The sequence below is a fragment of the Pseudonocardia alni genome (genome assembly GCF_002813375.1).
Classification (GTDB): Bacteria; Actinomycetota; Actinomycetes; order Mycobacteriales; family Pseudonocardiaceae; genus Pseudonocardia; species Pseudonocardia alni.
Window position 1 is genome coordinate 427734 of sequence record NZ_PHUJ01000003.1, and the last position, 23136, is coordinate 450869.

The following is a 23136-nucleotide window of genomic DNA, read 5'->3' on the forward strand; positions in this document are numbered from 1 at the left end:
GGGCCGACGCTACGAGCCGGGTGTCCCCTCGCGGATCGGCGCGCAGGACGAGATCGGCGACGCGGCGGGGTCGTCCTCGCGGACGAGCGGGCTGCGGGGCAGCACCGCGCGGACCGTCCACCCCGGACCGTCGCCGGGGCCGGTGCACAGGTCGCCGCCGAGCAGCGCGACCCGTTCCCGCATGCCGAGCAGGCCCAGGCCGGAGCCGGTCCCGTCGGGCCGGTGGCCGGGTACCGGGCCGTCGTCGTCGACCTCCACGACGACGGGCTCGTCGGCGCCGCCCTGGGTGACCCGTACCCGGGTGGGGGTGGGCCCGGCGTGGCGCAGGGTGTTGGTCAGCGCCTCGGTGACGATGCGCCGCGCGAACAGCTCCGCCTCACCGGGCGTCTCCGCCGGAGCGCCCTCGACCGTCACCGCGACCGGCAGACCCGCCGAGCGGGACGGCGCCACCAGCGCCTCCAGCGCGGCGGGGGACAGGTCCGCGCCGTCCGGGTCCGGACCCAGATCGGCCAGCGCGGGCAGCGCCTCGGCGACCCGGCGCACCGAGTCGGCGATGTGCCCGAGCGCCTCGGCGCGCGTCGCCGGGTCGGCGGCGAGCCGCGCGGCCCCGGCCTGCACCGCCACCGCGGAGACGTGGTGGGCGACGACGTCGTGCAGGTCGCGGGCCACGCGCAGGCGTTCGCGGGTGAGCGCGTCGCGCACGCCCGCCTCGGTGAGCGCGCGCCGCCGGGCCGCGGTGTCGAGCCGGTGGTGGCGGACCGCGACCCCGGCCGCCCACAGCGGCACCACGGCCAGGAAGTTCAGCACGACGACCGACTCCGGGTAGCCGAGCCGGTCCCACACCCCCGTCAGGACACCCCCGGCGACGACGACGAGCGTCGACACCACCACGGCCACCGCGGACGTCACGACCGGCGCCGCCGTCGCTGCGCCCCAGACCAGCAGCACCCAGGCCGACTCGGCGAACACGTTCGAGCCGTCGAGCAGACCCGCGGCGAGCGACCCGGCCCCGGCGAGCAACAGCGCCGGCACCGGCGCGGTCCGCCACCAGGCGACGAGTGCGAACTGCGCCACCACGACGACCGCCGCGGCCGGGTTCCGCCACGGCAGCTGCAGCATGCGCAGGAACCCGTCGACGACGGGCTGCCCGGTGTCCAGGCCGGCCACCGGGGCGACCAGCGCCCCCATCAGCAGTGCCGGGACCACGAACGCGACGAGCGCCCACAGCCCGGCCCGGTCGGGTACCGGCAGCCGGCGCCGCCGCGAGGGAACGGCGGGCTCCGGCACCGCGACGGCGACGGGACCCGGCTCGACGGCGGCGGGCGCGCGGAGCACGCCCAGGACCCGGCGCATCGCGGCCAGCACCGACCGGGCCCGCTCCCGCACGGCCCGCAGGTCGGCCTCGGTCGCGCCGGGGCCCAGCGCGCCGGCCTGGGCGACCAGGCCGCGCAGACCGCTGAGCACCCCGCCGCCGATCTCCTCGGCGATCCGGGACCGCTCGGCGTCCAGCGCGGTGCCGTGCCGCAGCCGGTCGGTCTCGGCCCGTTCCCGGTCGGCGCGCAGCGCGGCGGACCGGCTCCAGCGCCCTGCGAGGGCGGCGATCACCAGCAGCGGCGCCACCACCACCGAGCCGCCGACGAGCATCCCCGCCTCGGTCGCCGGATCCGGCGACACCGGGACGCGCAGCAGCCCGGCCAGGCCGAGCGCACCGAGCCAGGGCAGCGTCACCCAGGCCGCCGCGCCGGCCGGTCCGCGCTGCGGAGCCCGCGCGACGGAGAAGGCCAGCAGTGGCCACAGCAACGTCGCGAACCCGCCGAGGAACGCCATCGCCGGGGCGGTGAGCACGGCCAGGACCAGGTAGGCGCGCCGCGGCCGGTGGCGGCGCAGCAGCACGGTGGCGGCCATCGCCGGGCTCAGCACCGCCGCCAGCGCCACGGACAGCGGCGGGGTGAGCCGGTGGGTGTAGCCGGGGATCTCCAGGACCAGGGTGGTGACCAGCTCCTGGGCGACCAGGATCAGCGCCAGCACCGCCAGCGCGACATCCCCGGCGCGCGTGCCGGGCAGCGGCGTGGGGGCGGGCGCGGGGGCGTCCGGGCCGGGCTCAGCCGTCGGCACCGGCGGCTCCCACCAGCCCGTGCTCGTAGGCGAACACCACCAGCTGCACCCGGTCGCGCAGCCCCAGCTTGGTGAGCAGGTTCGAGACGTGGGTCTTGACCGTCGTGCCGCCCAGCACCAGCCGGTCGGCGATCTCGGCGTTGGACAGCCCGGCGGCGACCAGACCGAGCACCTCCCGCTCCCGCTCGGTCAGCGTGGCCGCGGGCCCGGCCGGGGCGGGCGGGTCGGCCGGGACGAACGAGCCGACGAGCCGCCGCGTGACCGACGGCGCGAAGAGCTCGTGCCCGGCGTGCACGGTGCGGACCGCGACCTGGAGGTCCTCCGGCTCGACGTCCTTCAGCACGAAGCCGGACGCGCCGGCCCGCAGGGCGTCGTAGACGTGGCGGTCCAGGTCGAACGTCGTCACCACCAGCACACGGATGCCGGGGTCGCGCAGCGCGCGGATCCGTCGGGTCCCCTCGATGCCGTCGGTGCCGGGCATCCGGACGTCCATCAGCACGACGTCCGGGCGCAGGGTCTCGGCCAGCTCGGCGGCCTCCGCGCCGTCCCCGGCCTCCCCGACGACGTCGATGTCCGGCGCCGCCGCCAGCACCGTCCGCAGCCCCGCCCGCACCACCGCCTGGTCGTCGGCCACCACCACCCGCACCGTCATGGCGCCCATCCTGGCAGGTCGCCCGCCCCTCGGGCGGGCCGGCGAACCGGGTGGCGGTACCCTGACCGACGCACGAATCCGAGATCCGAGCAGGAGAGCGCGCACGTGGCGACCACGAACGACCTGAAGAACGGCCTGGTCCTGAACATCGAGGGCCAGCTGTGGACCGTGACGGCGTTCCAGCACGTCAAGCCCGGCAAGGGCGGTGCGTTCGTTCGCACCACGCTGAAGAACGTGATGTCCGGGAAGGTCGTGGACCGGACCTTCAACGCGGGCACCAAGGTCGACACCGCGACGGTGGACCGCCGCGACATGACCTACCTGTACCGCGAGGGCACCGACTTCGTCTTCATGGACGGCGACACCTTCGACCAGATCCCGATCCCGGAGAAGGCCGTCGGCGACGCCGCGCGCTACCTGCTGGAGAACGCCTCCGCCCAGGTGTCGCTGCACGAGGGGGAGCCGTTGTTCATCGAGCTCCCGACCTCGGTCGAGCTGGTCATCTCCCACACCGACCCGGGCCTGCAGGGCGACCGCTCCACCGGCGGCACCAAGCCCGCGACCCTGGAGACCGGCGCCGAGATCCAGGTGCCGCTGTTCCTGGAGAGCGGCACCACGGTCAAGGTCGACACCCGGGACGGCCGTTACCTCGGCCGCGTGAGCTGAGGTGCGCGCACGCACCAAGGCCCGTAAACGGGCACTGGACATCCTCTTCGAGGCCGAGGCACGCGGTGAGGACGCTCTGTCCGTGCTCACCGCGCGCCGCGAGACCGACGACGCGCCGCCCGTGCAGGACTACGCGGCGCGGCTCGTCGAGGGCGTCGCGACCCACCGGGACCGGATCGACCAGCTGATCGCCGAGCACGCCGAGGGCTGGGACGTCGACCGGATGCCCGCGGTCGACCGCGGCCTGCTGCGGCTCGGGATCTACGAGCTGCTGTGGGTGGACGACGTCGACGACCCGGTCGCGATCACCGAGGCCGTCGAGCTGGCCCGGACGCTGTCGACCGACGACTCCCCGCGCTACGTCAACGGGGTGCTCGGCCAGATCTCCGACATCGCCGAGCACCTGCGCGCGACCCTCTGACCAGGGCCTGAACGCACGAAGGGCGGTGGCCGGGGGACTGTGCAGACCCCGGCCACCGCCCGACCGGTCGCGTCACCCTTCCCCTGGGACGCGGCCGGTGGAACAGATCATCCCACGTGCTGCCCGGGACGCGCCTCGGGCGGGAGTACTCCCCAGTCGATGAGCTGGTCGGTCAGCTCGCCGGGGGACATGTCGTAGATGATCGCGAGCGAACGCAGGTCCTCGGCGCGGATCGAGAGCACCTTGCCGTTGTAGTCGCCGCGCTGGCTCTGGATGGCCGCGGCGTAGCGGGCCAGCGGCCCGACCTTGTCCGCGGGGAGCTGCTGCAGCCGCTCCAGGTTGATCACGATCTTCGTCGCGGGCTCGCTGCCGGACGGGATGCGGCCCTCGGGGAGCAGCTCGGCCACCGGGACGCCGTAGAAGTCGGCCAGCTCGGCCAGCTTCTGCACGGTCACCGCACGGTCCCCGCGCTCGTAGGAGCCCACGACGACCGCCTTCCAGCGTCCGCCCGACTTCTGCTCGACGCCGTGCAGGGAGAGCCCCTGTTGCTGCCTGATCGCCCGGAGCTTGCCCCCGAGCGCCTTGGCGTAGTCGCCCATCGATCTCCTCGTTCCTGACGGTCCGTACCGGTGTGGCCGGACCGGCCGGTCACCGGCGGTGCACCGGTGGCGTTGTCGCGCCTGCCGCGTCGTCGCCCCTGTGGGTGGTCCCGTTCGGGGCGGCAGCTCCGGCGGGGGTCGGCGTCCCGACCGTCCCGCTCGTCGCGGCGCTGCTGCACGCGTGCTGATTGATACGGAGAGTAATCCTCCGGGTCCGGTCCGGCACCGTCAAGTTCGACCCCCTGCTCGGGGGGTTGACGAGCGGTTTCCCACACGAACGGGGCAGTCCACGTCCCTCGTCAGCGGTAGCGCAGGGTGTGGGTCTGCGATCCCACCACCCGCCCCTGTGGGTGCGCATGGGCAGAATCGGGTATCGCAAGGTGTCGTGCCGGTCGGCCGTCGGCCATCGCGCATCGTGACGGGAACGTGATCTCGAACGGGTGACGCGGCTGTGGCGCGGCTCGCGGTGTGACGCGCTGCGGCCGTCCCGCGCGGGCACCCGCCGAGTTGCTAGGTTGGCGCACAGATCGTGTACGACCGTCCTTTAAGACCCGTCCGGTGAGGCGGGGAAGGAGACCACCTCGTGGCGCAGAACCGCCGCGGGGACGCCGACGCACAGCAGCCCGCACGGGAACTGCTGTCCGCCGCCGACGTCACCCGCACCGTCGCGCGCATCGCGCACCAGATCATCGAGAAGACCGCCTTCAGCGCCGAGAACCCCGACGGGCTCGTGCTCCTGGGCGTCCCCACCCGCGGCGTGCACCTGGCCCACCGGCTCGCCGCCGCGATCACCGACTTCGCCGGCGCCGCACCGGCCGTCGGCTCGGTCGACGCCACCCTCTACCGCGACGACCTGCGCCGCGGCCCGGCCCGCGCGCTGGAGTCCACCGCGGTGCCCGAGGGCGGCGTGGACGACCGGCTGGTCGTGCTCGTCGACGACGTCCTGATGTCCGGGCGCACCACCCGCGCCGCGCTCGACGCGCTGCGCGACGAGGGCCGTCCGCGTGCGGTGCAGCTCGCCGTGCTGATCGACCGCGGCCACCGGGAGCTCCCGATCCGCGCCGACTACGTCGGCAAGAACGTCCCGACGTCGCGCTCGGAGCAGATCCTGGTCTCGCTGACCGAGATCGACGGCAGCGACGGCGTCTGGATCACCCAGGGAGAGGGGGACAGGTGAGACACCTGCTCTCGGTCGCCGACCTCGACGCCGCCGAGGCCACCGCGCTGCTCGACACCTCCGACCGGCTGCGCGAGGCGCTGCTCGGCCGCGAGGTGCGCAAGCTGCCGACGCTGCGCGGCCGCACGGTCATCACGATGTTCTACGAGAACTCCACCCGCACCCGGGTGTCGTTCGAGATCGCCGGCAAGTGGATGAGCGCCGACACCGTGAACGTGTCCGCCTCCGGCTCGTCGGTCTCCAAGGGCGAGTCGCTGCGCGACACCGCGCTGACCCTGTCCTCGATGGGCGCGGACTGCGTGATCGTGCGCCACCCCGCCTCGGGGTCGGCGCACCGGCTCGCGCACTGGGTGGACGCCGACCGCGAGGTCACCGGCACCCCCACGGCGATCGTCAACGCCGGTGACGGCACCCACGAGCACCCCACCCAGGCGTTGCTCGACGCCGCGACCCTGCGCGACCGGCTCGGCGGCATCGCCGGGCGCCGGATCGGGATCGTCGGCGACGTCCTGCACTCCCGGGTCGCCCGGTCGAACGTGCTGCTGCTCGCGACCCTCGGCGCCGAGGTCGTGCTCGTCGCGCCGCCGACGTTGCTGCCCACCGGCGTCGAGTCCTGGCCGTGCCGGGTGTCCCACGAGCTGGACGCCGAGCTGCCCGCACTCGACGCGGTCATGATGCTGCGCGTGCAGTCCGAGCGGATGCACGGCGGCTTCTTCCCCTCCGCGCGCGAGTACGCGGTGCGCTTCGGGCTGTCCGAGGATCGCGCGGGGCTCCTGCTCGACCACGCGGTCGTCCTGCACCCCGGCCCGATGATCCGCGGCATGGAGATCGCCCCCGCGGTCGCCGACGCCCCCGACTCCGCCGTCCTGGCCCAGGTCCGCAACGGCGTGCACGTGCGGATGGCCGTCCTCTACCACCTTCTCGCCGGAGCTCCCGAATGACCGACCTGCTGATCCGCAACACCCGGCCCTACGGCGGGGACCCGGTCGACGTGCTCGTCGCCGACGGCGTCGTCGCCACCATCGGCACCGGCCTGACCGCGCCCGAGGGCGCCGAGGTCCTCGACGCCGACGGCGCCGTGCTGCTGCCCGGCTTCGTCGACCTGCACGTGCACCTGCGCGAGCCCGGCGGCGAGGAGTCCGAGACCATCGAGACCGGCAGCCGTGCCGCGGCGCTCGGCGGGTTCACCGCGGTGTTCGCGATGCCGAACACCACCCCGGTCGCCGACTCCGACGTCGTCGTCGAGCACGTGCGCCGGCGCGGCGAGGAGATCGGGCTGGTCGACGTGCACCCGGTCGGTGCGGTCACCGTCGGCCTCGGCGGCGAGAAGCTCGCCGAGCTCGGCACGATGGCCGCCTCCCGCGCCGCGGTGCGGATGTTCTCCGACGACGGCCGCTGCGTGAACGACCCGCTGATCATGCGCCGCGCGCTGGAGTACGCCTCCGCGCTCGACGTCGTCATCGCCCAGCACGCCGAGGACCACCGCCTCACCGGCGGCGCCCAGGCGCACGAGGGTGCCGTGGCCGCGCGGCTCGGGCTCGCCGGGTGGCCCGCCACCGCGGAGGAGACGATCGTCGCCCGCGACTGCGCGCTGGCCCGCGAGGCCGGCGCGCGCCTGCACGTCTGCCACATCTCCACCGCCCGCACGATCGACGTGCTGCGCGCGGCCAAGGCCCAGGGCGTGCGGGTGTCGGCCGAGGTCACCCCGCACCACCTGCTGCTCACCGACTCCCGGCTGACCGGCTACGACCCGGTGAACAAGGTCAACCCGCCGCTGCGCACCGCCGACGACACCCGCGCGATGCGCGAGGCGCTGGCCGAGGGCGTGATCGACGTCGTCGCGACCGACCACGCCCCGCACGCCGCGCAGTACAAGGACACCGAGTGGCAGGCCGCGAAGCCGGGCATGCTGGGCCTGCAGACCGCGCTGTCGGTGCTGGTCGAGACGATGGTGGAGCCGGGCCTGCTGGACTGGCACGGCGTCGCGCGGGTGCTGTCGGAGCGCCCCGCGGAGATCGGGAACCTGCCCGACCAGGGCCGTCCGATCGCGGAGGGGGAGCCGGCGACGTTCGCGCTGGTCGACCCGGACGGGGTCTGGACGGTCCGCGGTGCGGAGCTGGCGAGCAAGGCGGCGAACACGCCGTACGAGGGAATGCGGCTGCCCGGAACGGTGGTCGCGACGGTGCTGCGGGGACGCATCACCGCGCAGGACGGGAAGGTTGTGCAGTGACCGCGCTTTTGGTTCTCGAGGACGGGCGGATCTTCCGCGGTGAGGCCTACGGCGCCACCGGGCAGACCCTGGGTGAGGCCGTGTTCACCACCGGCATGACCGGCTACCAGGAGACCCTCACCGACCCGTCGTACCACCGCCAGATCGTGCTGCAGACCGCACCGCAGATCGGCAACACCGGCTGGAACGACGAGGACGACGAGTCGCGGGCGATCCAGGTCGCGGGCTACGTCGTGCGCGACCCGGCCCGGCGGCCGTCGAACTGGCGGGCGACCGGCTCGCTGGAGGACGCGCTGCGGGCCCAGGAGGTCGTCGGGATCGCCGGGATCGACACCCGCGCCGCGGTGCGCCACCTGCGCGAGCAGGGCGCCATGCGCGCCGGGATCTTCTCCGGCACCGCCCTCGCCGCCGACGACGAGCTGGTCGAGCGGGTCAGGCAGGCCCCGCAGATGGAGGGCGCCGACCTCTACGGCGCCGTCACCACCGCCGAGACCTACGTGGTGCCCGCGGTGGGGGAGCGGCGCTTCGTCGTCGCCGCCCTGGACGTCGGCATCAAGTTCAACACCCCGCGGATGATGGCCGCCCGCGGCATCGAGGTGCACGTGCTGCCCGCGTCGAGCACCATCGAGACCGTCGAGTCGCTGCGCCCGGACGGCTTCTTCCTGGCCAACGGCCCGGGGGACCCGGCCACCGCCGACGGCCCGGTCGCACTCGCCCGGCAGGTCCTGGAGCGGCGCATCCCGCTGTTCGGGATCTGCTTCGGCAACCAGATCCTCGGCCGCGCGCTCGGCCGGTCCACCTACAAGCTGCGCTACGGCCACCGGGGCATCAACATCCCGGTCGTCGAGCACGCCACCGGGCGGATCGCGATCACCTCGCAGAACCACGGCTTCGCGGTGTCCGGCGAGGCGGGCGAGGAGTTCGACACCCCCTACGGCCGCGCGCAGATCACCCACACCTGCCCCAACGACGGCTGCGTCGAGGGCATGGCCGGGCTCGACTTCCCGGCGTTCTCCGTGCAGTACCACCCGGAGGCCGCCGCGGGCCCGCACGACGCGTCGGACCTGTTCGACCGCTTCGTGGAGCTCATGACCGAGTATCCGGTCGGCTACGCCGGCGTCGCCGGGCAGCGGCCCGAGGGCACCGCGCCCGCGCCGTACCCGCGGCCCGAGGCCGAGAACCACTCCGGCGCCGAGGCCCGGCCCGGGACCGAGCCGGCGCCCGCGCCGGCGATGACCGCCCAGCCCGACCCGGCCACGCCGCCGACGGCGACCGCGGCCCCGTCGGTCGACCTGCGGCCCACCCCGCCCGCCCCGACCCCGGCCCCGGCCGCGGGCGGGTTCGAGCCGGGCAGCCCGGAGGGCCCGCACGGCGGTGCCGACGCCGGACCGGACGCCGCCGACGAGCACACCACCCGGCTGCCCGTCACCCCGCCGGCCGGCACCCCGGCCACCGGCCGCGACGAGGTCGAGCCGCCCACCAGCCGGATGCCCGCCGTGGGCCGCCCCGGCACCCCGGACCCGCTGACGGCGCCGTTCTCCGACATCGAGGACGCGCTGCGCCGCGACGGTGGTACGCCCGCCCACCCGGGCGCCACCGCCGACCCGGACGCCGAGGACACCCCGGCCGACCCGGCACCGGGCGGCGACCCGGTGTCCGGCCGTGCCCGGCCCGTCGACGACCGCCCGTGGCCGCCACCGCCCACCGGATCCCCATCCACCCCGCAGCACCCGGACCGGCACGACCAGGCCCGGCAGGAGGACCACTGATGCCCCGCCGCGACGACATCGACCACGTCATGGTGATCGGCTCCGGGCCGATCGTCATCGGTCAGGCCTGCGAGTTCGACTACTCCGGCACCCAGGCGTGCCGGGTGCTGCAGTCCGAGGGCATCCGGGTCTCCCTGGTCAACTCCAACCCGGCGACGATCATGACCGACCCGGAGTTCGCCGACGCCACCTACGTCGAGCCGATCACCCCGGAGTTCGTCGAGAAGGTCATCGTCGCCGAGCGCGACAACGGCACCCCGGTCACCGCGATGCTCGCGACCCTGGGCGGGCAGACCGCACTCAACACCGCGATCGCGCTGCACGAGAACGGTGCCCTGGAGCGCCACGGTGTCGAGCTGATCGGCGCCGACGTCGACGCCATCGAGCGCGGCGAGGACCGGCTCAAGTTCAAGGACATCGTGATCGGGGTCGGCGGCGACGTCCCCCGCTCCCGGGTCTGCCACTCCATGGAGGAGGTCCGCTCCGCCGCCGACGAGCTGGGCCTGCCCGTGGTCATCCGGCCGTCGTTCACCATGGGCGGGCTCGGCTCGGGCATGGCGCACTCGGCGCAGGACCTGGAGCGCCTCGCCGGCGCCGGGCTCGCCGCCTCCCCGGTCACCGAGGTCCTCATCGAGGAGTCGGTGCTCGGCTGGAAGGAGTACGAGCTGGAGCTCATGCGCGACCACCACGACAACGTGGTCGTCATCTGCTCCATCGAGAACATCGACCCGATGGGCGTGCACACCGGTGACTCGATCACCGTCGCCCCGGCGATGACCCTGACCGACCGTGAGTACCAGCACATGCGCGACGTCGGCATCGCCGTGCTGCGCGCGGTCGGCGTCGACACCGGCGGCTGCAACATCCAGTTCGCGATCCACCCCGAGACCGGGCGCCTGGTCGTGATCGAGATGAACCCGCGCGTCTCGCGGTCCTCCGCGCTGGCGTCGAAGGCCACCGGCTTCCCGATCGCCAAGATCGCCGCGAAGCTCGCCGTCGGCTACACCCTCGACGAGATCCGCAACGACATCACCGGTGAGACCATCGCCGCGTTCGAGCCGTCGCTGGACTACGTCGCGGTCAAGATCCCGCGGTTCGCGTTCGAGAAGTTCCCCGGCGCCGACCCCGAGCTGACCACGACCATGAAGTCCGTCGGCGAGGCCATGGCGCTGGGCCGATCCTTCCCCGAGGCGCTGGGCAAGGCGCTGCGCTCGATGGAGCGGGAGCGGGCCGGGTTCTGGACCGCTCCCGATCCGGAGGGCGAACCGCAGTACACCGTCCCGGTCGACGGCCGCATCTACGAGGTCGAGCGCGCGCTGCGCTCCGGCCAGTCGGTCGACGACGTCGCCAAGACCTCCGGCATCGACCCCTGGTTCGTCGACCAGATCGCGCTGCTCGGTGAGATCCGTGCCGAGCTCGAGGCCGCACCCGTCCTCGACGCCGACCTGCTCCGCCGGGCCAAGCGCCACGGCCTGTCCGACCGTCAGCTCGCCGCGGTGCGCCCCGAGTTCGCCGGTGAGGACGGCGTGCGCACCCTGCGTCACCGCCTCGGGATCCGGCCGGTCTACAAGACCGTCGACACCTGCGCCGCCGAGTTCGCGGCGAGGACGCCGTACCACTACTCGGCCTACGAGACCGACCCCGCGGCCGAGTCGGAGATCGCCCCGCAGACCGAGAAGCCGAAGGTCCTGATCCTCGGTTCCGGCCCGAACCGCATCGGGCAGGGCATCGAGTTCGACTACTCCTGCGTGCACGCGGTCATGGCGCTGCGTGCCGCCGGGTTCGAGACCGTCATGGTCAACTGCAACCCGGAGACGGTGTCCACCGACTACGACACCGCCGACCGTCTCTACTTCGAGCCGCTGACCTTCGAGGACGTCCTGGAGGTCGTGCACGCCGAGCAGGCCTCCGGCACCGTCGCGGGCGTCATCGTGCAGCTCGGCGGGCAGACCCCGCTGGGGCTGGCCCAGCGCCTCACCGACGCCGGGGTCCCCGTCGTCGGGACCTCCGCGGCCGCGATCGACCTGGCCGAGGACCGCGGCGCGTTCGGCGAGGTCCTGCGCAAGGCAGGCCTGCCCGCCCCGGAGTTCGGCATGGCCACCTCCTTCGAGCAGGCCCGGGGGATCGCCACCCGGATCGGCTACCCGGTGCTGGTGCGGCCGTCCTACGTGCTCGGCGGACGCGGCATGGAGATCGTCTACGACGAGGCGACCCTGGCCGGCTACATCGCCCGCGCCACCACCATCTCCCCGGACCGCCCGGTGCTGGTCGACAAGTTCCTCGACGACGCGATCGAGATCGACGTCGACGCCCTGTGCGACGGCGAGGAGATCTACCTCGGCGGCGTGATGGAGCACATCGAGGAGGCCGGGGTCCACTCCGGGGACTCCTCCTGCACCCTGCCGCCGATCACGCTGGGCTCCTCGGTGCTGGCGAAGGTCCGCGAGGCCACCGCCGCCATCGCGCACGGCGTCGGCGTGCGCGGGCTGCTCAACGTCCAGTACGCCCTGCACGGTGACGTGCTCTACGTGCTGGAGGCCAACCCGCGGGCGTCGCGAACGGTGCCGTTCGTGTCCAAGGCGACGTCGGTGCCGCTGGCCAAGGCCGCCGCCCGGATCATGCTCGGCGCCACCATCGCCGACCTGCGCGGCGAGGGCCTGCTCCCGGCGACCGGCGACGGCGGCGCGCTGCCCGCCGACTCCCCGGTCGCGGTCAAGGAGGCGGTGCTGCCGTTCAACCGGTTCCGCAACACCGCGGGCCAGGGCGTCGACCCGCTGCTCGGCCCGGAGATGAAGTCCACCGGCGAGGTCATGGGCTTCGACTCCGCCTTCGGTCCGGCGTTCGCCAAGTCGCAGGCCGCCGCCTACGGCTCGCTGCCGACCTCGGGCACGGTGTTCGTGTCCATCGCCGACCGCGACAAGCGGGCGATGGTGTTCCCGATCCGCCGCCTGGCCGACATGGGCTTCGAGGTCCTCGCCACCGAGGGCACCGCGGAGATGCTGCGCCGAAACGGGATCGACGTCACGGTGGTGCGCAAGCACAGCGAGGGCTCCGGACCGGAGACCCCGACGATCGTCGACACCATCCTCGCCGGGGACGTCGACCTGATCGTCAACACCCCGGTCGGGAACCCCGGTCCGCGTGTCGACGGCTACGAGATCCGCGCCGCCGCGGTGTCGCGCGGGGTGCCGTGCATCACCACGGTGCAGGGGACCGCGGCCGCGGTGCAGGGCATCGAGGCGCTCGCCTCGGGCGGGCTCGGCGTGCGGTCGCTGCAGCAGGCGCACGCGGCGCTGAAGGCCAAGGCGTGAGCTTCGCCGCCCGGCTCGACGGGGCCGTCGCCGCCCACGGGCCGCTGTGCGTCGGGATCGACCCGCACCCGGCGCTGCTGGCGGCCTGGGGCCTCACCGACGACGCCGACGGCCTCGGCGCGTTCGCCGACCGCTGCCACGCGGCGTTCGCCGGGGCGGTGTCGGTGGTGAAGCCGCAGGCGGCGTTCTTCGAGCGGCACGGCTCGGCGGGCGTCGCGGTGCTGGAACGGCTGCTCGCCGGGTTCGCGGGCTCGGGCACCCTGACCCTGCTCGACGCCAAGCGCGGCGACATCGGCTCCACCATGGACGGCTACGCCGACGCCTACCTGCGCGTCGGCGCGCCGCTCGGGGCGGACGCGCTCACGCTGTCGCCCTACCTGGGGTTCGGGTCGCTGGAGCCGGCGCTGACCGCCGCCGACGAGGCCGGGCGCGGGGTGTTCGTGCTGGCCCGCACGTCCAACCCGGACGGTGCCGCGGTGCAGTGCGCCACGACGGCGGACGGGGTGAGCGTCGCCCAGCGGATGGTCGACGACGCCGCCGCCCGCAACGCGGGTGCGCAGCCCCGCGGCGCGGTGGGCGTCGTCGTCGGCGGCACCCACGAGCACGGCCTGGACCTGACCGCGCTGAACGGCCCGGTGCTGGTGCCCGGGCTTGGTGCCCAGGGCGCGAGCCCGGCCGACGTGGTGTCGCGGTTCGCCGGCACCGCGGGCCCGGTCCTGCCGGTGTCGGCGCGCGGTGTGCTGCGGGCCGGCCCCGACACCGTCGCCCTGCGGGACGCGGCGCACCTGCTCGCGGAGGAGCTGGCCTCCACCGCCGCCGGGGCGCACTGAGCGGGCGCCGGTCCCGATGATCGTCTGCTGTGAGGTGTCCGGTGCCGGATCCGGCACCGGACACCTCACGCGTCGCGATCATGGACTCCGGGACGGCACGGGTCCGGTGGTGGGCAGGCGACGCCGGACCCGCGCCGGGCGGTCCACTCCACCCGCCGGGCGCCCCGGGCGCACCGGGACGTCGATCGGGCGCGTCCGGTGGCGGGCCGGCTGCCCCGTCCGGCGGGCAGCACTGCGCCGACCCGCCCTACGGGGGAGCCGGATGGCACTCCTGTCGTGGTTCGAACAGGGTGCCGTTGATCACCTCCTGACGGCCGAAACCGGAGGTGGGACCCCCATTGACGCCTCCGTGGAGGTCGTGGGTACGTTCGAATACGACGCCGGGGACGTCCCCCGGACGGGTCGGTGCGACCCACCACCCGATCGCTGACGCGACACCCCGGCGCGAGCCGGGATCACGGCGGCGAGAACGACGAGAACGACACAGGAAAGTACGGAGGAACCAACCGTGGCCCTTCCCCAGCTGACCGAGGAACAGCGCGCCGCCGCGCTGGAGAAGGCCGCGGCCGCGCGCCGGGCCCGGGCCGAGCTGAAGGACCGCCTCAAGCGCGGCGGCACCACCCTCGAGGAGGTGCTGAAGAAGGCCGAGACCGACGAGGTCCTCGGCAAGATGAAGGTCTCGGCTCTGCTCGAGGCCCTGCCGAACGTCGGCAAGGTCCGCGCCCAGCAGATCATGGAGGAGCTGGAGATCGCGACCAGCCGCCGTCTGCGTGGCCTGGGTGACCGGCAGCGCAAGGCGCTGCTCGAGCGCTACCCGAGCTGATCCGGGCGTCCCGTGACCGACACCTCCTCCGTCATGCCCTCCGGCCGGACCGGCCCCGCCCGCGGGCGGCTGCTCGTGCTGGCCGGGCCGTCCGGGGTGGGCAAGAGCAGCGTGGTCGCGGGACTGCGCGAGGCGCTGCCGGAGCTGCTGTTCAGCGTGTCCGCCACGACCCGGCCCGCGCGGCCGGGCGAGGTGGACGGCCGTGACTACCGCTTCGTGTCCCGCGAGGAGTTCGACGCGCTCATCGAGCGCGGCGAACTCCTCGAGTGGGCCGAGGTGCACGGCGGGCTGCAGCGCTCCGGCACGCCCCGGGTGCCCGTCGAGCAGGCTCTCGACCGGGGCCGTCCGGTCCTGGTCGAGGTCGACCTGCAGGGCGCCCGGTCCGTCAAACGGGTCCTGCCCGAGGCCGTCACCGTCTTCGTCGCGCCACCCTCGATGGAGGAGCTGGCCCGCCGGCTCACCGACCGCGGCACCGACACCCCCGAGCAGCGCGAGCGCCGGCTGCGGACCGCCATCGAGGAGATGGACGCCCAGGGGGAGTTCGACGAGGTGGTCGTCAACGACGACCTGCAGGCCGTGATCGGCCGGTTGGTAGCATTGGCGGTCGACCGCGGCGCCGTCTGAGCGCCCCAGGTCCCCCTCGTTCTTCAGGAGTCCACCACGTGAGCACGCCCACCGGCACCGCCACCGCCCCCGAGGGCATCACCTACCCGCCGATCGACGACCTGCTCGGCCAGGTCAGTTCGAAGTACGCTCTGGTCATCTACGCGGCCAAGCGCGCCCGGCAGATCAACGACTACTACTCCCAGCTCGGTGAGGGCCTGCTCGAGTACGTCGGCCCGCTCGTCGAGCCGGGCCCGCGCGAGAAGCCGCTGTCGATCGCGATGCGCGAGATCCAGGCGGGGATGCTCGAGCACACCGAGGGCGAGTAAGACCTCTCGATGGCTCCTCCCGAGGTGCTCCTCGGCGTCTCCGGCGGCATCGCCGCCTACAAGAGCGCCGAGGTGCTGCGTCGCCTGACCGAGTCCGGCCACGCGGTGCGGGTGATCCCCACCGAGTCCGCGCTGCGATTCGTCGGGGCCGCGACGTTCGAGGCCCTGTCCGGCCGGCCCGTCGCCACCGGGGTGTTCCACGACGTCCACGAGGTGCCGCACGTGGCCCTGGGCAAGGGCGCGGACCTCGTCGTCGTCGCCCCGGCCACCGCGGACCTCATGGCCCGCCTCGCGCACGGCCGCTCCGACGACCTGCTGACCGCGGCGCTGCTGACCGCCCGGTGCCCGGTGGTGCTGGCGCCCGCGATGCACACCGAGATGTGGGAGCACCCCGCGACGGTCGACAACGTCGCCCTGCTGCGCGCCCGCGGCACGGTGGTGATCGAACCCGCCGCGGGCCGGCTGACCGGCGCGGACACCGGCAAGGGCCGGCTGCCCGACCCGGCCGAGATCGTCGACCTGGCCCGGCTGCTGCTGGAGCGCCCGGACGCGCTGCCGCGGGACCTGGAGGGCCGCCACGTGGTCGTCAGTGCCGGTGGGACCCGGGAGGACCTCGACCCGGTCCGCTTCCTCGGCAACCGGTCCTCGGGCCGGCAGGGCTGGGCGCTGGCCCGGGTCGCCGCCCAGCGCGGCGCGCGGGTGACGCTCGTCGCCGGGCACACCGCGGACCTCGGCGCCCCGGCGGGGGTGGACGTGGTCGCCGCGGGGACCGCCGTCGCCATGGAGGCCGCCGTCCGCGGTGCGGCCGTGGACGCGGACGCCGTGGTGATGGCCGCCGCCGTCGCGGACTTCCGGCCGGTCGACACCGCCGCCGACAAGATCAAGCGCGGCGACGCGGAGCCGGCGCCGCTGCGGCTGACCCAGAACCCCGACATCCTCGCCGGGCTCGTGGCCGACCCGCCGCGGTCGGGTCAGGTCGTGGTCGGGTTCGCCGCCGAGACCGGCGACGCCGACGGGGACGTGCTCCACCACGGCCGCGCCAAGCTCGCCCGCAAGGGCTGTGACCTGCTGGTGGTGAACGCGGTCGGCGACGGCAAGGCCTTCGAGACCACGGACAACGCCGGCTGGCTGCTCGCCCGCGACGGCGGCGAGGACGAGCTGCCGTTCGGCTCGAAGGCGCTGCTCGCCTCCCGCATCTGGGACGCGGTCGTCCCGCGCCTGCGCTGAGCACCCCCGGACACGACGACGGGCCCGCACCGGAGAACCCCCGGTGCGGGCCCGTCGTCGTGTGCGACCGGACTCAGTCCTCGTCGAAGAAGGAGCTGCGCGTCGGCTCCGCCTCGTCGGAGGAGGAGTCGGACCCCTCGCCCGACCCCTCACCCGACGTGGACGGCGTGGCCGACGAGGTCGACCGCGGCGAGGACGTGGACGGCGTCGCCGAGGAGGTCGAGCGCGGGCTCGACGTGGACGGCGACGAGGTCGACGGGGCCGACCGCTCGGCGCTGCTCGGGGTCAGCGAGTCCTCCGACGACCCGGAGCCCTCGGAGCCGGAGGTCGAGACGTACCGGGTCATCGCCCAGCCGCCGTACTCGGGGAGCTCGACGAACCCGTCCTGGGTCTCTCCGGTCGAGGTGGACTCACCCCGCTCGCACACGCCGACGATCGGCGCGTCGACCTCGGGCTCGGAGCGGACGTTGACGCTCTGGGTGCAGGTGCCGGTACCGGCGGCCGACGCGGTGCCGGCGATGATCCCGGTGGTGGTGACGCCGGCCACGGCCAGTGCGCCGAGGACGGCTGCGACGCGTCGCGAGTTCGGCTTCATGGTGGAACAACCTCCGTGCCGCCGGGGCCGGGGAGGCCACCGTGCGGATCCGTTCGTGGGCGACCCCGCGGGGCGTGCGAGGTGTTGTCCCGCCCAACGAGCCGACGCCCGTTCGATTCGTGAGCAGAGGGTCAATCACCCCATCCGGCGACACCGGGTAGCGAACTTTCCGGGTGTTGTCACGCTCCGTGTGTGAGTTCCCTCGTGCGAGTCCCGTATGGGCGGCCGGTCTGGACTACCCTGCATCCGAGGGGCGCTCGCGATCATGGTCGTGCGTCCGAGCGAGCGCGACGACGTCGTCGCGCCGGAGCGGAGAACGTTTCCAACGGGATGGAGAAACTGCGCGTGTCCAACACGAGCCGTCGCCTGTTCACCAGCGAGTCGGTCACCGAGGGCCACCCCGACAAGATCTGTGACGCGGTGAGCGACACGATCCTCGACGCCATGCTCGCGCAGGACCCGAGCAGCCGGGTCGCCGTCGAGACCCTGGTGACCACCGGTCAGGTGCACGTCGCCGGTGAGGTCACCACCAACGCCTACGTCGAGATCCCGCAGCTGGTGCGGGAGAAGATCCTCGAGATCGGCTACGACTCCTCCGCCAAGGGCTTCGACGGCTCCTCCTGTGGCGTCAACATCGCCATCGGTGCGCAGTCGCCCGACATCGCCCAGGGGGTCGACACCGCCTACGAGAAGCGCGTCGAGTCCGCCGAGGACGAGATCGCCAAGCAGGGCGCCGGCGACCAGGGCCTGATGTTCGGCTACGCCTGCGAGGACACCCCCGAGCTGATGCCGCTGCCGATCGCGCTGGCGCACCGCCTGTCGCGCCGGCTGACCGAGGTCCGCAAGAACGGCACGCTGCCCTACCTGCGCCCGGACGGGAAGACCCAGGTCACCATCGAGTACGACGGCGACAAGCCGGTTCGGCTCGACACCGTGGTCCTGTCCTCCCAGCACGCCGCGGACGTCGACCTCGACGGCATGCTGGCTCCCGACATCCTCAAGCACGTCGTCACGCCCGAGGTGGAGGCGCTGGGCTGGGACCCGTCGCAGCCGCGGCTGCTGGTCAACCCGACCGGCCGCTTCGTGCTCGGCGGCCCGATGGGTGACGCGGGCCTCACCGGCCGCAAGATCATCGTCGACACCTACGGCGGCATGGCCCGCCACGGTGGCGGCGCCTTCTCCGGCAAGGACCCGTCGAAGGTCGACCGCTCCGCCGCATACGCCATGCGGTGGGTCGCCAAGAACGCCGTCGCCGCCGGGCTCGCCGGGCGGATCGAGGTCCAGGTCGCCTACGCGATCGGCAAGGCCGCCCCGGTCGGGCTGTTCGTGGAGACCTTCGGCACGGAGAACGTCGACCCGGCGCGGATCCAGGCCGCCATCGAGGAGGTCTTCGACCTGCGCCCGGCCGCGATCATCCGCGACCTGAAGCTGCTGCGCCCGATCTACGGGCCGACCGCCGCGTACGGCCACTTCGGCCGCACCGACGTCGAGCTGCCGTGGGAGGACACCTCCCGCGCCGACGCCCTGAAGTCGGTCGCCGGCGGCTGAGCGCCGAGCACGTGCCCCGTGGCCGTCGACCGCCCCGCGCGGTCGGCGGCCACGGGCGTCTCCGGGCAGCGTCGGTGCCGCGTGGTAGACCCTCGACGTGAGCTCTCCGCGTACGGCACCGGCGGCCCGCGCCCGCCGCCCGGGGCGCGACCGGGGGCAGTGGCAGCCCGCCCCGGCCCGTCCGGTCGCGCGGGTGCTGGTCGACGTCGCGCTGCCGCACCTGGACCGGACCTTCGACTACCGCGTCCCGACCCATCTCGACGACGCCGCCGTCCCCGGTGTGCGGGTGCGGGTGCGCTTCGCCGGCCGCCTGGTCGACGGCTTCCTGCTGGAGCGCTCCGAGGACACCGCCCACGCCGGGAAGCTCGCCTGGGTCGACAAGGTCGTCTCGCCCGAACCGGTGCTCACCGCCGAGGTGGCCGGGCTGGCCCGGGCCGTCGCCGACCGCTACGCCGGGGTGATGGCCGACGTCCTGCGCCTCGCGGTGCCCGCCCGGCACGCCCGCGTCGAGTCCGAGAGCCCGCGGGAACGCGGCGCCGCCGAGCCCGCCCCGGTCGACCGTGCGGGCTGGGAGGCCTACCCGCGCGGCGGGGCGTTCCTCGACGCGCTGGCGGGCGGGCGCGCCGCGCACGCCGTCTGGCAGGCGCTGCCGGGGGAGGAGTGGGCGGCCCGGCTGGCCGAGGCCGCCGTCGCCACCCGGTCGGCCGGACGCTCGGCCCTGCTCGTCGTGCCCGACCAGCGTGACGTCGCCCGGCTGCACGGCGCCTGCGCGGCGCTGCTCGGCGAGGACGGGGTGGTCGCCCTGACCGCGGAGCTCGGGCCCGCCGAGCGCTACCGGCGCTGGCTGGCGGTGCGGCGGGGGAGCGTGCGGGTCGTCGTCGGCACCCGGTCCGCGGCGTTCGCCCCGCTCGGCGAGCTCGGCCTGCTGGCCGTCTGGGACGACGGCGACGACTCCCACTCCGAGCCCCGAGCCCCCTACCCGCAGGTCCGCGACGTGCTGGTGCTGCGCGCGCACCGCGAGGGCGCCGCGCTGCTGCTCGCGGGGTTCGCCCGGACCGCCGAGGCGCAGGTGCTCGTCGAGACCCGCTGGGCGAGTCCCATCGCGGCCGACCGTGCCGGGGTGCGTGCCCGGATGCCGCGGGTCACGGCGATCGGGGAGACCGACACCCAGCTCGTGCGGGACCCGGCCGCCCGCGCGGCCCGCGTCCCGGGCGTCGCGTTCGAGGCCGCCCGCGCCGCGCTGACCGCCGGGCGCCCGGTGCTGGTGCAGGTGCCGCGGTCGGGCTACCTGCCGTTCCTGGCATGCGCGTCCTGCCGCGACGCGGCCCGCTGCCGGCACTGCGCGGGCCCGCTGGGCCTGCCGCGTTCCGGCGCGGGTTCCGAGGGTGCACTGCCCGCCTGCCGCTGGTGCGGCCGGGCCGAGCCGGCGTTCCGCTGCGGGCACTGCGGGTCGCGACGGCTGCGGGCCGGGGTGGTCGGCGCCGGGCGCACCGCCGAGGAGCTCGGCCGCGCCTTCCCCGGTGTCACCGTGCGGACCTCCGGCGGGGGCGCCGAGGTGCTCGACACCGTCCCGGCCGGGCCCGCGCTGGTCGTCGCCACGCCGGGGGCGGAGCCGGTCGTCGACGGCGGCGGGGCCGGCTACGGCGCCGCGCTGCTGCTCGACGGCTGGGCGATGCTCGCCCGGCCGGACCTGCGCGTCGCCGAGGAGACGCTGCGCCGCTGGTTCGCCGCGGCCGCCGGGGTCGTGCCGCACACCGACGGCGGACGGGTCGTCGTCGTCGCCGAGGCGTCGGTGCCGACGGTGCAGGCGCTGGTGCGGTGGGACCCGGCCGGGCACGCCGAGGCCGAGCTCGCCGAACGCGCCGAGGTGGGGTTCCCGCCCGCGATCCGGATGGCCTCGGTGGAGGGGCCGCCCGCCGCCGTCGCCGAGATCTGCGACGCGGTGCTCGGCACCGGGCGCGTCGACCCGTCCCCGCCCGAGGGGGTGGAGCTGCTCGGACCGGTCGAGATCGACCCGCCGGACCGGCCCGGCGCCGGTCACGGCGCCGACGACGAGGTCCGCGAGCGCGCGCTGCTGCGGGTCCCGCGCCGCGCCGGTCGCGACCTGGCCCGTGCCCTGCACGACGCGCAGGCCCTGCGCACCGCCCGCAAGGCCCCCGAGACCGTCCGGGTCCGGCTCGACCCCGACGAGATCGACTGAGCGGCGCGCCGCGTCACCGGCGTGACCGCGGAGGGGACCGGCGGTGCCGCAGTGGCACAATGGAGCGCTGATCACCGCACTCGTCCGCCGTGAGGGGAAGCCCGTGCCCATCCAGCCCGTCCGGCTGTTCGGCGACCCGGTCCTGCGCACCCGCGCCACCGAGGTCACCGACTTCGACGCGGAGCTGCGCAAGCTCGTCAGCGACCTGACCGACACCATGCACGACGAGGGCGGTGCCGGTCTGGCCGCGCCGCAGATCGGCGTCGGCAAGCGGGTGTTCGTCTACGACTGCGACGGTTTCTCCGGGCACCTGGTCAACCCGACCTGGGAGGCCGTCGGTGAGGACGAGCAGTTCGGCATGGAGGGCTGCCTGTCCATCCCCGGGCTCGGCTGGGACTGCCGGCGCAAGCTGCACGTCGTCGCGCGGGGCTGGGACATGCACGGTGAGCCGCAGGTGGTCGAGGGCTCCGAGCTGCTGGCGCGGGCCATCCAGCACGAGACCGACCACCTCGACGGCGTGCTGTTCGTCGACCGGCTCGACGCCGAGACCCGCAAGCTGGCGATGCGCGAGATCCGGGAGGCCGCCTGGTTCGGCGAGCCCGAGCCGGTCGTCAAGGCGAGCCCGCACCCCATGTTCGGCAAGGCTCGATGAGGCTGCTGTTCGCCGGCACCCCCGACCCGGCGGTGCCGTCGCTGCGGGCGCTGCTGGAGCACCCCGGCCACGAGGTCGTCGCGGTGCTGACCCGCCCGGACGCCCCCGCCGGGCGCGGCCGCAGGCTCACCCGCTCCCCGGTCGGCGAGCTCGCCGACGCGGCGGGGATCCCCGTGCTGACCCCCGCGAAGCCGTCGGGCCCGGAGTTCCTCGACACCCTGCGCGCGCTCGCCCCGGACTGCGCACCGGTCGTCGCCTACGGGGCGCTGCTGCCCCGCCCGGTGCTGGACGTGCCCGTCCACGGCTGGGTCAACCTGCACTTCTCGCTGCTGCCCGCCTGGCGCGGCGCGGCCCCGGTGCAGTCCGCGATCCGGCACGGCGACGACGTCACCGGCGCCACCACGTTCCGGCTCGAGGAGGGCATGGACACCGGGCCCACCTACGGCCTGGTCACCGAGACCGTCGGCGCGACCGACACCGCGGGCGACCTGCTGGGCAGGCTCGCCGAGTCCGGTGCCCGGTTGCTCGCCGCGACCCTGGACGGCATCGCCGACGGCACGCTGACCGCCGTCCCGCAGCCCGCCGAGGGGGTCTCGCTCGCGCCGAAGGTCACGACCGCCGACGCCCGCGCCGACTTCACCACCCCGGCCGCCGCGCTGGACCGGCTGATCCGCTCGGTCACCCCCGAGCCCGGCGCGTGGTGCGGGTTCCGCGACGACCGCCTCGGGCTCGGCCCGGTCCGCCCGTTGCGCACCGGTGAGGTCGAGCTCGCGCCGGGGGAGCTGCGGGTCGAGCGCCGCCGGGTGCTGGCCGGGACCGCGACCGTCCCCGTCGAGCTGGGCGAGGTGAAGCCGAAGGGCAAGCGGTTCATGCCCGCACCGGACTGGGCCCGCGGCGCCCGGATCGACGGCGTCGAGTACCTGGGCTGACCCGCCGCCACCCGCCGCGGTCCGGCGCACCGACCTCCCGACACCACACCGACTTCCCGACATCCCGGACGACGGCCGGCCCCCGGCCACGGCGGACCCCGCCGAGGAGACCACGTGAGCGAGCAGGACCCCCGACCCGACCGCGACTGGCCCGACCGGTCCGACCGCCCCGAGCGGCGCGCCGGCGACGACCGGCACCGCGGCGGCGACAGGTCGGGCGGTGACCGGGCCCGCGGGGACCGGTCGCGCGACGACCGCGGCCCGCGCACCGGGTCCGGCTGGGGCGGCGGCCCGGGGTCCGGCGACCGGCGCGGCGGGTCCGGCTCCGGTGGTCCGGGCGGCTCCGGGGAGCGCCGTGGTGGTGGGTGGCGCGACTCCGACCGGCCCAGCCACTCCCGCTCCGGCGGCGACGTGGCCCGACCGCGCGACGGCGGGGACCGGTCGCGCGGCGACCGTCCCC

Annotated in this window: 19 protein-coding genes and 1 pseudogene; 16 read left to right on the top strand and 4 right to left on the bottom strand. The window is 74.9% G+C overall.

The window, feature by feature from the left end; all coding sequences use genetic code 11:
- Nucleotides 1-9 precede the first annotated feature (9 nt).
- The gene (locus ATL51_RS03195; protein WP_100877616.1) at nt 10-2115 is read right to left on the bottom strand and encodes a histidine kinase; all 2106 of its coding nucleotides are present in this window, start codon (nt 2113-2115) and stop codon (nt 10-12) included.
- Entirely contained in the window at nt 2102-2767 is a 666-nt protein-coding gene (locus ATL51_RS03200; RefSeq protein ID WP_100877617.1) for a response regulator, read from the bottom strand. Before ATL51_RS03200 ends, ATL51_RS03195 begins: the two co-directional genes overlap by 14 nt.
- Nucleotides 2768-2872: 105 nt before the next feature.
- On the opposite strand from ATL51_RS03200, the gene efp reads away from it, so the two are divergent.
- Nucleotides 2873-3433: an elongation factor P gene (efp, locus tag ATL51_RS03205; RefSeq protein ID WP_100877618.1), complete on the top strand. Its 561-nt coding sequence runs from the start codon at nt 2873-2875 to the stop codon at nt 3431-3433.
- A 1-nt stretch (nt 3434) separates the two neighbouring features.
- Nucleotides 3435-3854 (top strand): transcription antitermination factor NusB, encoded by a 420-nt coding sequence (gene nusB / locus ATL51_RS03210; protein ID WP_100877619.1) that lies wholly within the window; start codon nt 3435-3437, stop codon nt 3852-3854.
- 107 nt (nt 3855-3961) lie between these two features.
- Here nusB and bldD read toward each other — a convergent pair whose 3' ends face one another.
- Nucleotides 3962-4453: a transcriptional regulator BldD gene (gene bldD, locus ATL51_RS03215; protein WP_020625790.1), complete on the bottom strand. Its 492-nt coding sequence runs from the start codon at nt 4451-4453 to the stop codon at nt 3962-3964.
- 583 nt (nt 4454-5036) lie between these two features.
- Here bldD and pyrR point away from each other — a divergent pair.
- The 10 genes and pseudogenes from pyrR to coaBC all read left to right on the top strand — a co-directional run bounded on the left by pyrR (nt 5037) and on the right by coaBC (nt 16752).
- Entirely contained in the window at nt 5037-5630 is a 594-nt protein-coding gene (gene pyrR / locus ATL51_RS03220) for a bifunctional pyr operon transcriptional regulator/uracil phosphoribosyltransferase PyrR (RefSeq protein WP_062395627.1), read from the top strand.
- Nucleotides 5627-6571, top strand: coding sequence for an aspartate carbamoyltransferase catalytic subunit (locus ATL51_RS03225; protein ID WP_100877620.1), 945 nt, complete (start codon nt 5627-5629; stop codon nt 6569-6571). Before pyrR ends, ATL51_RS03225 begins: the two co-directional genes overlap by 4 nt.
- Complete coding sequence (locus tag ATL51_RS03230; RefSeq protein WP_100877621.1) at nt 6568-7860, top strand: dihydroorotase; 1293 nt, start codon at nt 6568-6570, stop codon at nt 7858-7860. Before ATL51_RS03225 ends, ATL51_RS03230 begins: the two co-directional genes overlap by 4 nt.
- Nucleotides 7857-8951 (top strand): annotated as a pseudogene (gene carA, locus ATL51_RS29230) (glutamine-hydrolyzing carbamoyl-phosphate synthase small subunit); the annotation flags it as partial. The gene ATL51_RS03230 and the pseudogene carA, both read left to right, overlap by 4 nt.
- Nucleotides 8952-9628: 677 nt before the next feature.
- The gene (gene carB / locus ATL51_RS03240; RefSeq protein ID WP_073574693.1) at nt 9629-12940 is read left to right on the top strand and encodes a carbamoyl-phosphate synthase large subunit; all 3312 of its coding nucleotides are present in this window, start codon (nt 9629-9631) and stop codon (nt 12938-12940) included.
- Nucleotides 12937-13770, top strand: coding sequence for an orotidine-5'-phosphate decarboxylase (gene pyrF, locus ATL51_RS03245; RefSeq protein WP_100877622.1), 834 nt, complete (start codon nt 12937-12939; stop codon nt 13768-13770). Before carB ends, pyrF begins: the two co-directional genes overlap by 4 nt.
- A gap of 508 nt (nt 13771-14278) precedes the next feature.
- Nucleotides 14279-14593 carry an integration host factor, actinobacterial type gene (gene mihF, locus ATL51_RS03250; RefSeq protein WP_020627642.1) on the top strand — a complete coding sequence of 105 codons (315 nt, stop codon included), beginning with the start codon at nt 14279-14281 and terminating at the stop codon, nt 14591-14593.
- A gap of 12 nt (nt 14594-14605) precedes the next feature.
- Nucleotides 14606-15217, top strand: coding sequence for a guanylate kinase (gmk, locus tag ATL51_RS03255; RefSeq protein ID WP_434094383.1), 612 nt, complete (start codon nt 14606-14608; stop codon nt 15215-15217).
- 38 nt (nt 15218-15255) lie between these two features.
- Nucleotides 15256-15525: a DNA-directed RNA polymerase subunit omega gene (rpoZ, locus tag ATL51_RS03260; protein WP_073574695.1), complete on the top strand. Its 270-nt coding sequence runs from the start codon at nt 15256-15258 to the stop codon at nt 15523-15525.
- Nucleotides 15526-15534: 9 nt separating this feature from the next.
- Nucleotides 15535-16752 (top strand): bifunctional phosphopantothenoylcysteine decarboxylase/phosphopantothenate--cysteine ligase CoaBC, encoded by a 1218-nt coding sequence (coaBC, locus tag ATL51_RS03265; protein ID WP_073574696.1) that lies wholly within the window; start codon nt 15535-15537, stop codon nt 16750-16752.
- Nucleotides 16753-16825: 73 nt separating this feature from the next.
- On the opposite strand, the gene ATL51_RS03270 is transcribed toward coaBC, so the two are convergent.
- On the bottom strand, nt 16826-17347 hold the full coding sequence (locus ATL51_RS03270; RefSeq protein WP_100877623.1) for an SH3 domain-containing protein: 522 nt from the start codon (nt 17345-17347) through the stop codon (nt 16826-16828).
- A 345-nt stretch (nt 17348-17692) separates the two neighbouring features.
- Between ATL51_RS03270 and metK the strand changes: the two genes are divergently transcribed.
- From metK to fmt, 4 genes are all read left to right on the top strand, one after another.
- Entirely contained in the window at nt 17693-18895 is a 1203-nt protein-coding gene (gene metK / locus ATL51_RS03275; protein ID WP_357437836.1) for a methionine adenosyltransferase, read from the top strand.
- A gap of 97 nt (nt 18896-18992) precedes the next feature.
- Nucleotides 18993-21095 carry a primosomal protein N' gene (locus ATL51_RS03280; protein ID WP_100877624.1) on the top strand — a complete coding sequence of 701 codons (2103 nt, stop codon included), beginning with the start codon at nt 18993-18995 and terminating at the stop codon, nt 21093-21095.
- A 103-nt stretch (nt 21096-21198) separates the two neighbouring features.
- Nucleotides 21199-21747: a peptide deformylase gene (gene def / locus ATL51_RS03285; protein WP_062403164.1), complete on the top strand. Its 549-nt coding sequence runs from the start codon at nt 21199-21201 to the stop codon at nt 21745-21747.
- Nucleotides 21744-22676 (top strand): methionyl-tRNA formyltransferase, encoded by a 933-nt coding sequence (gene fmt, locus ATL51_RS03290; protein ID WP_073574700.1) that lies wholly within the window; start codon nt 21744-21746, stop codon nt 22674-22676. Before def ends, fmt begins: the two co-directional genes overlap by 4 nt.
- The last annotated feature ends 460 nt before the right edge of the window (nt 22677-23136 follow it).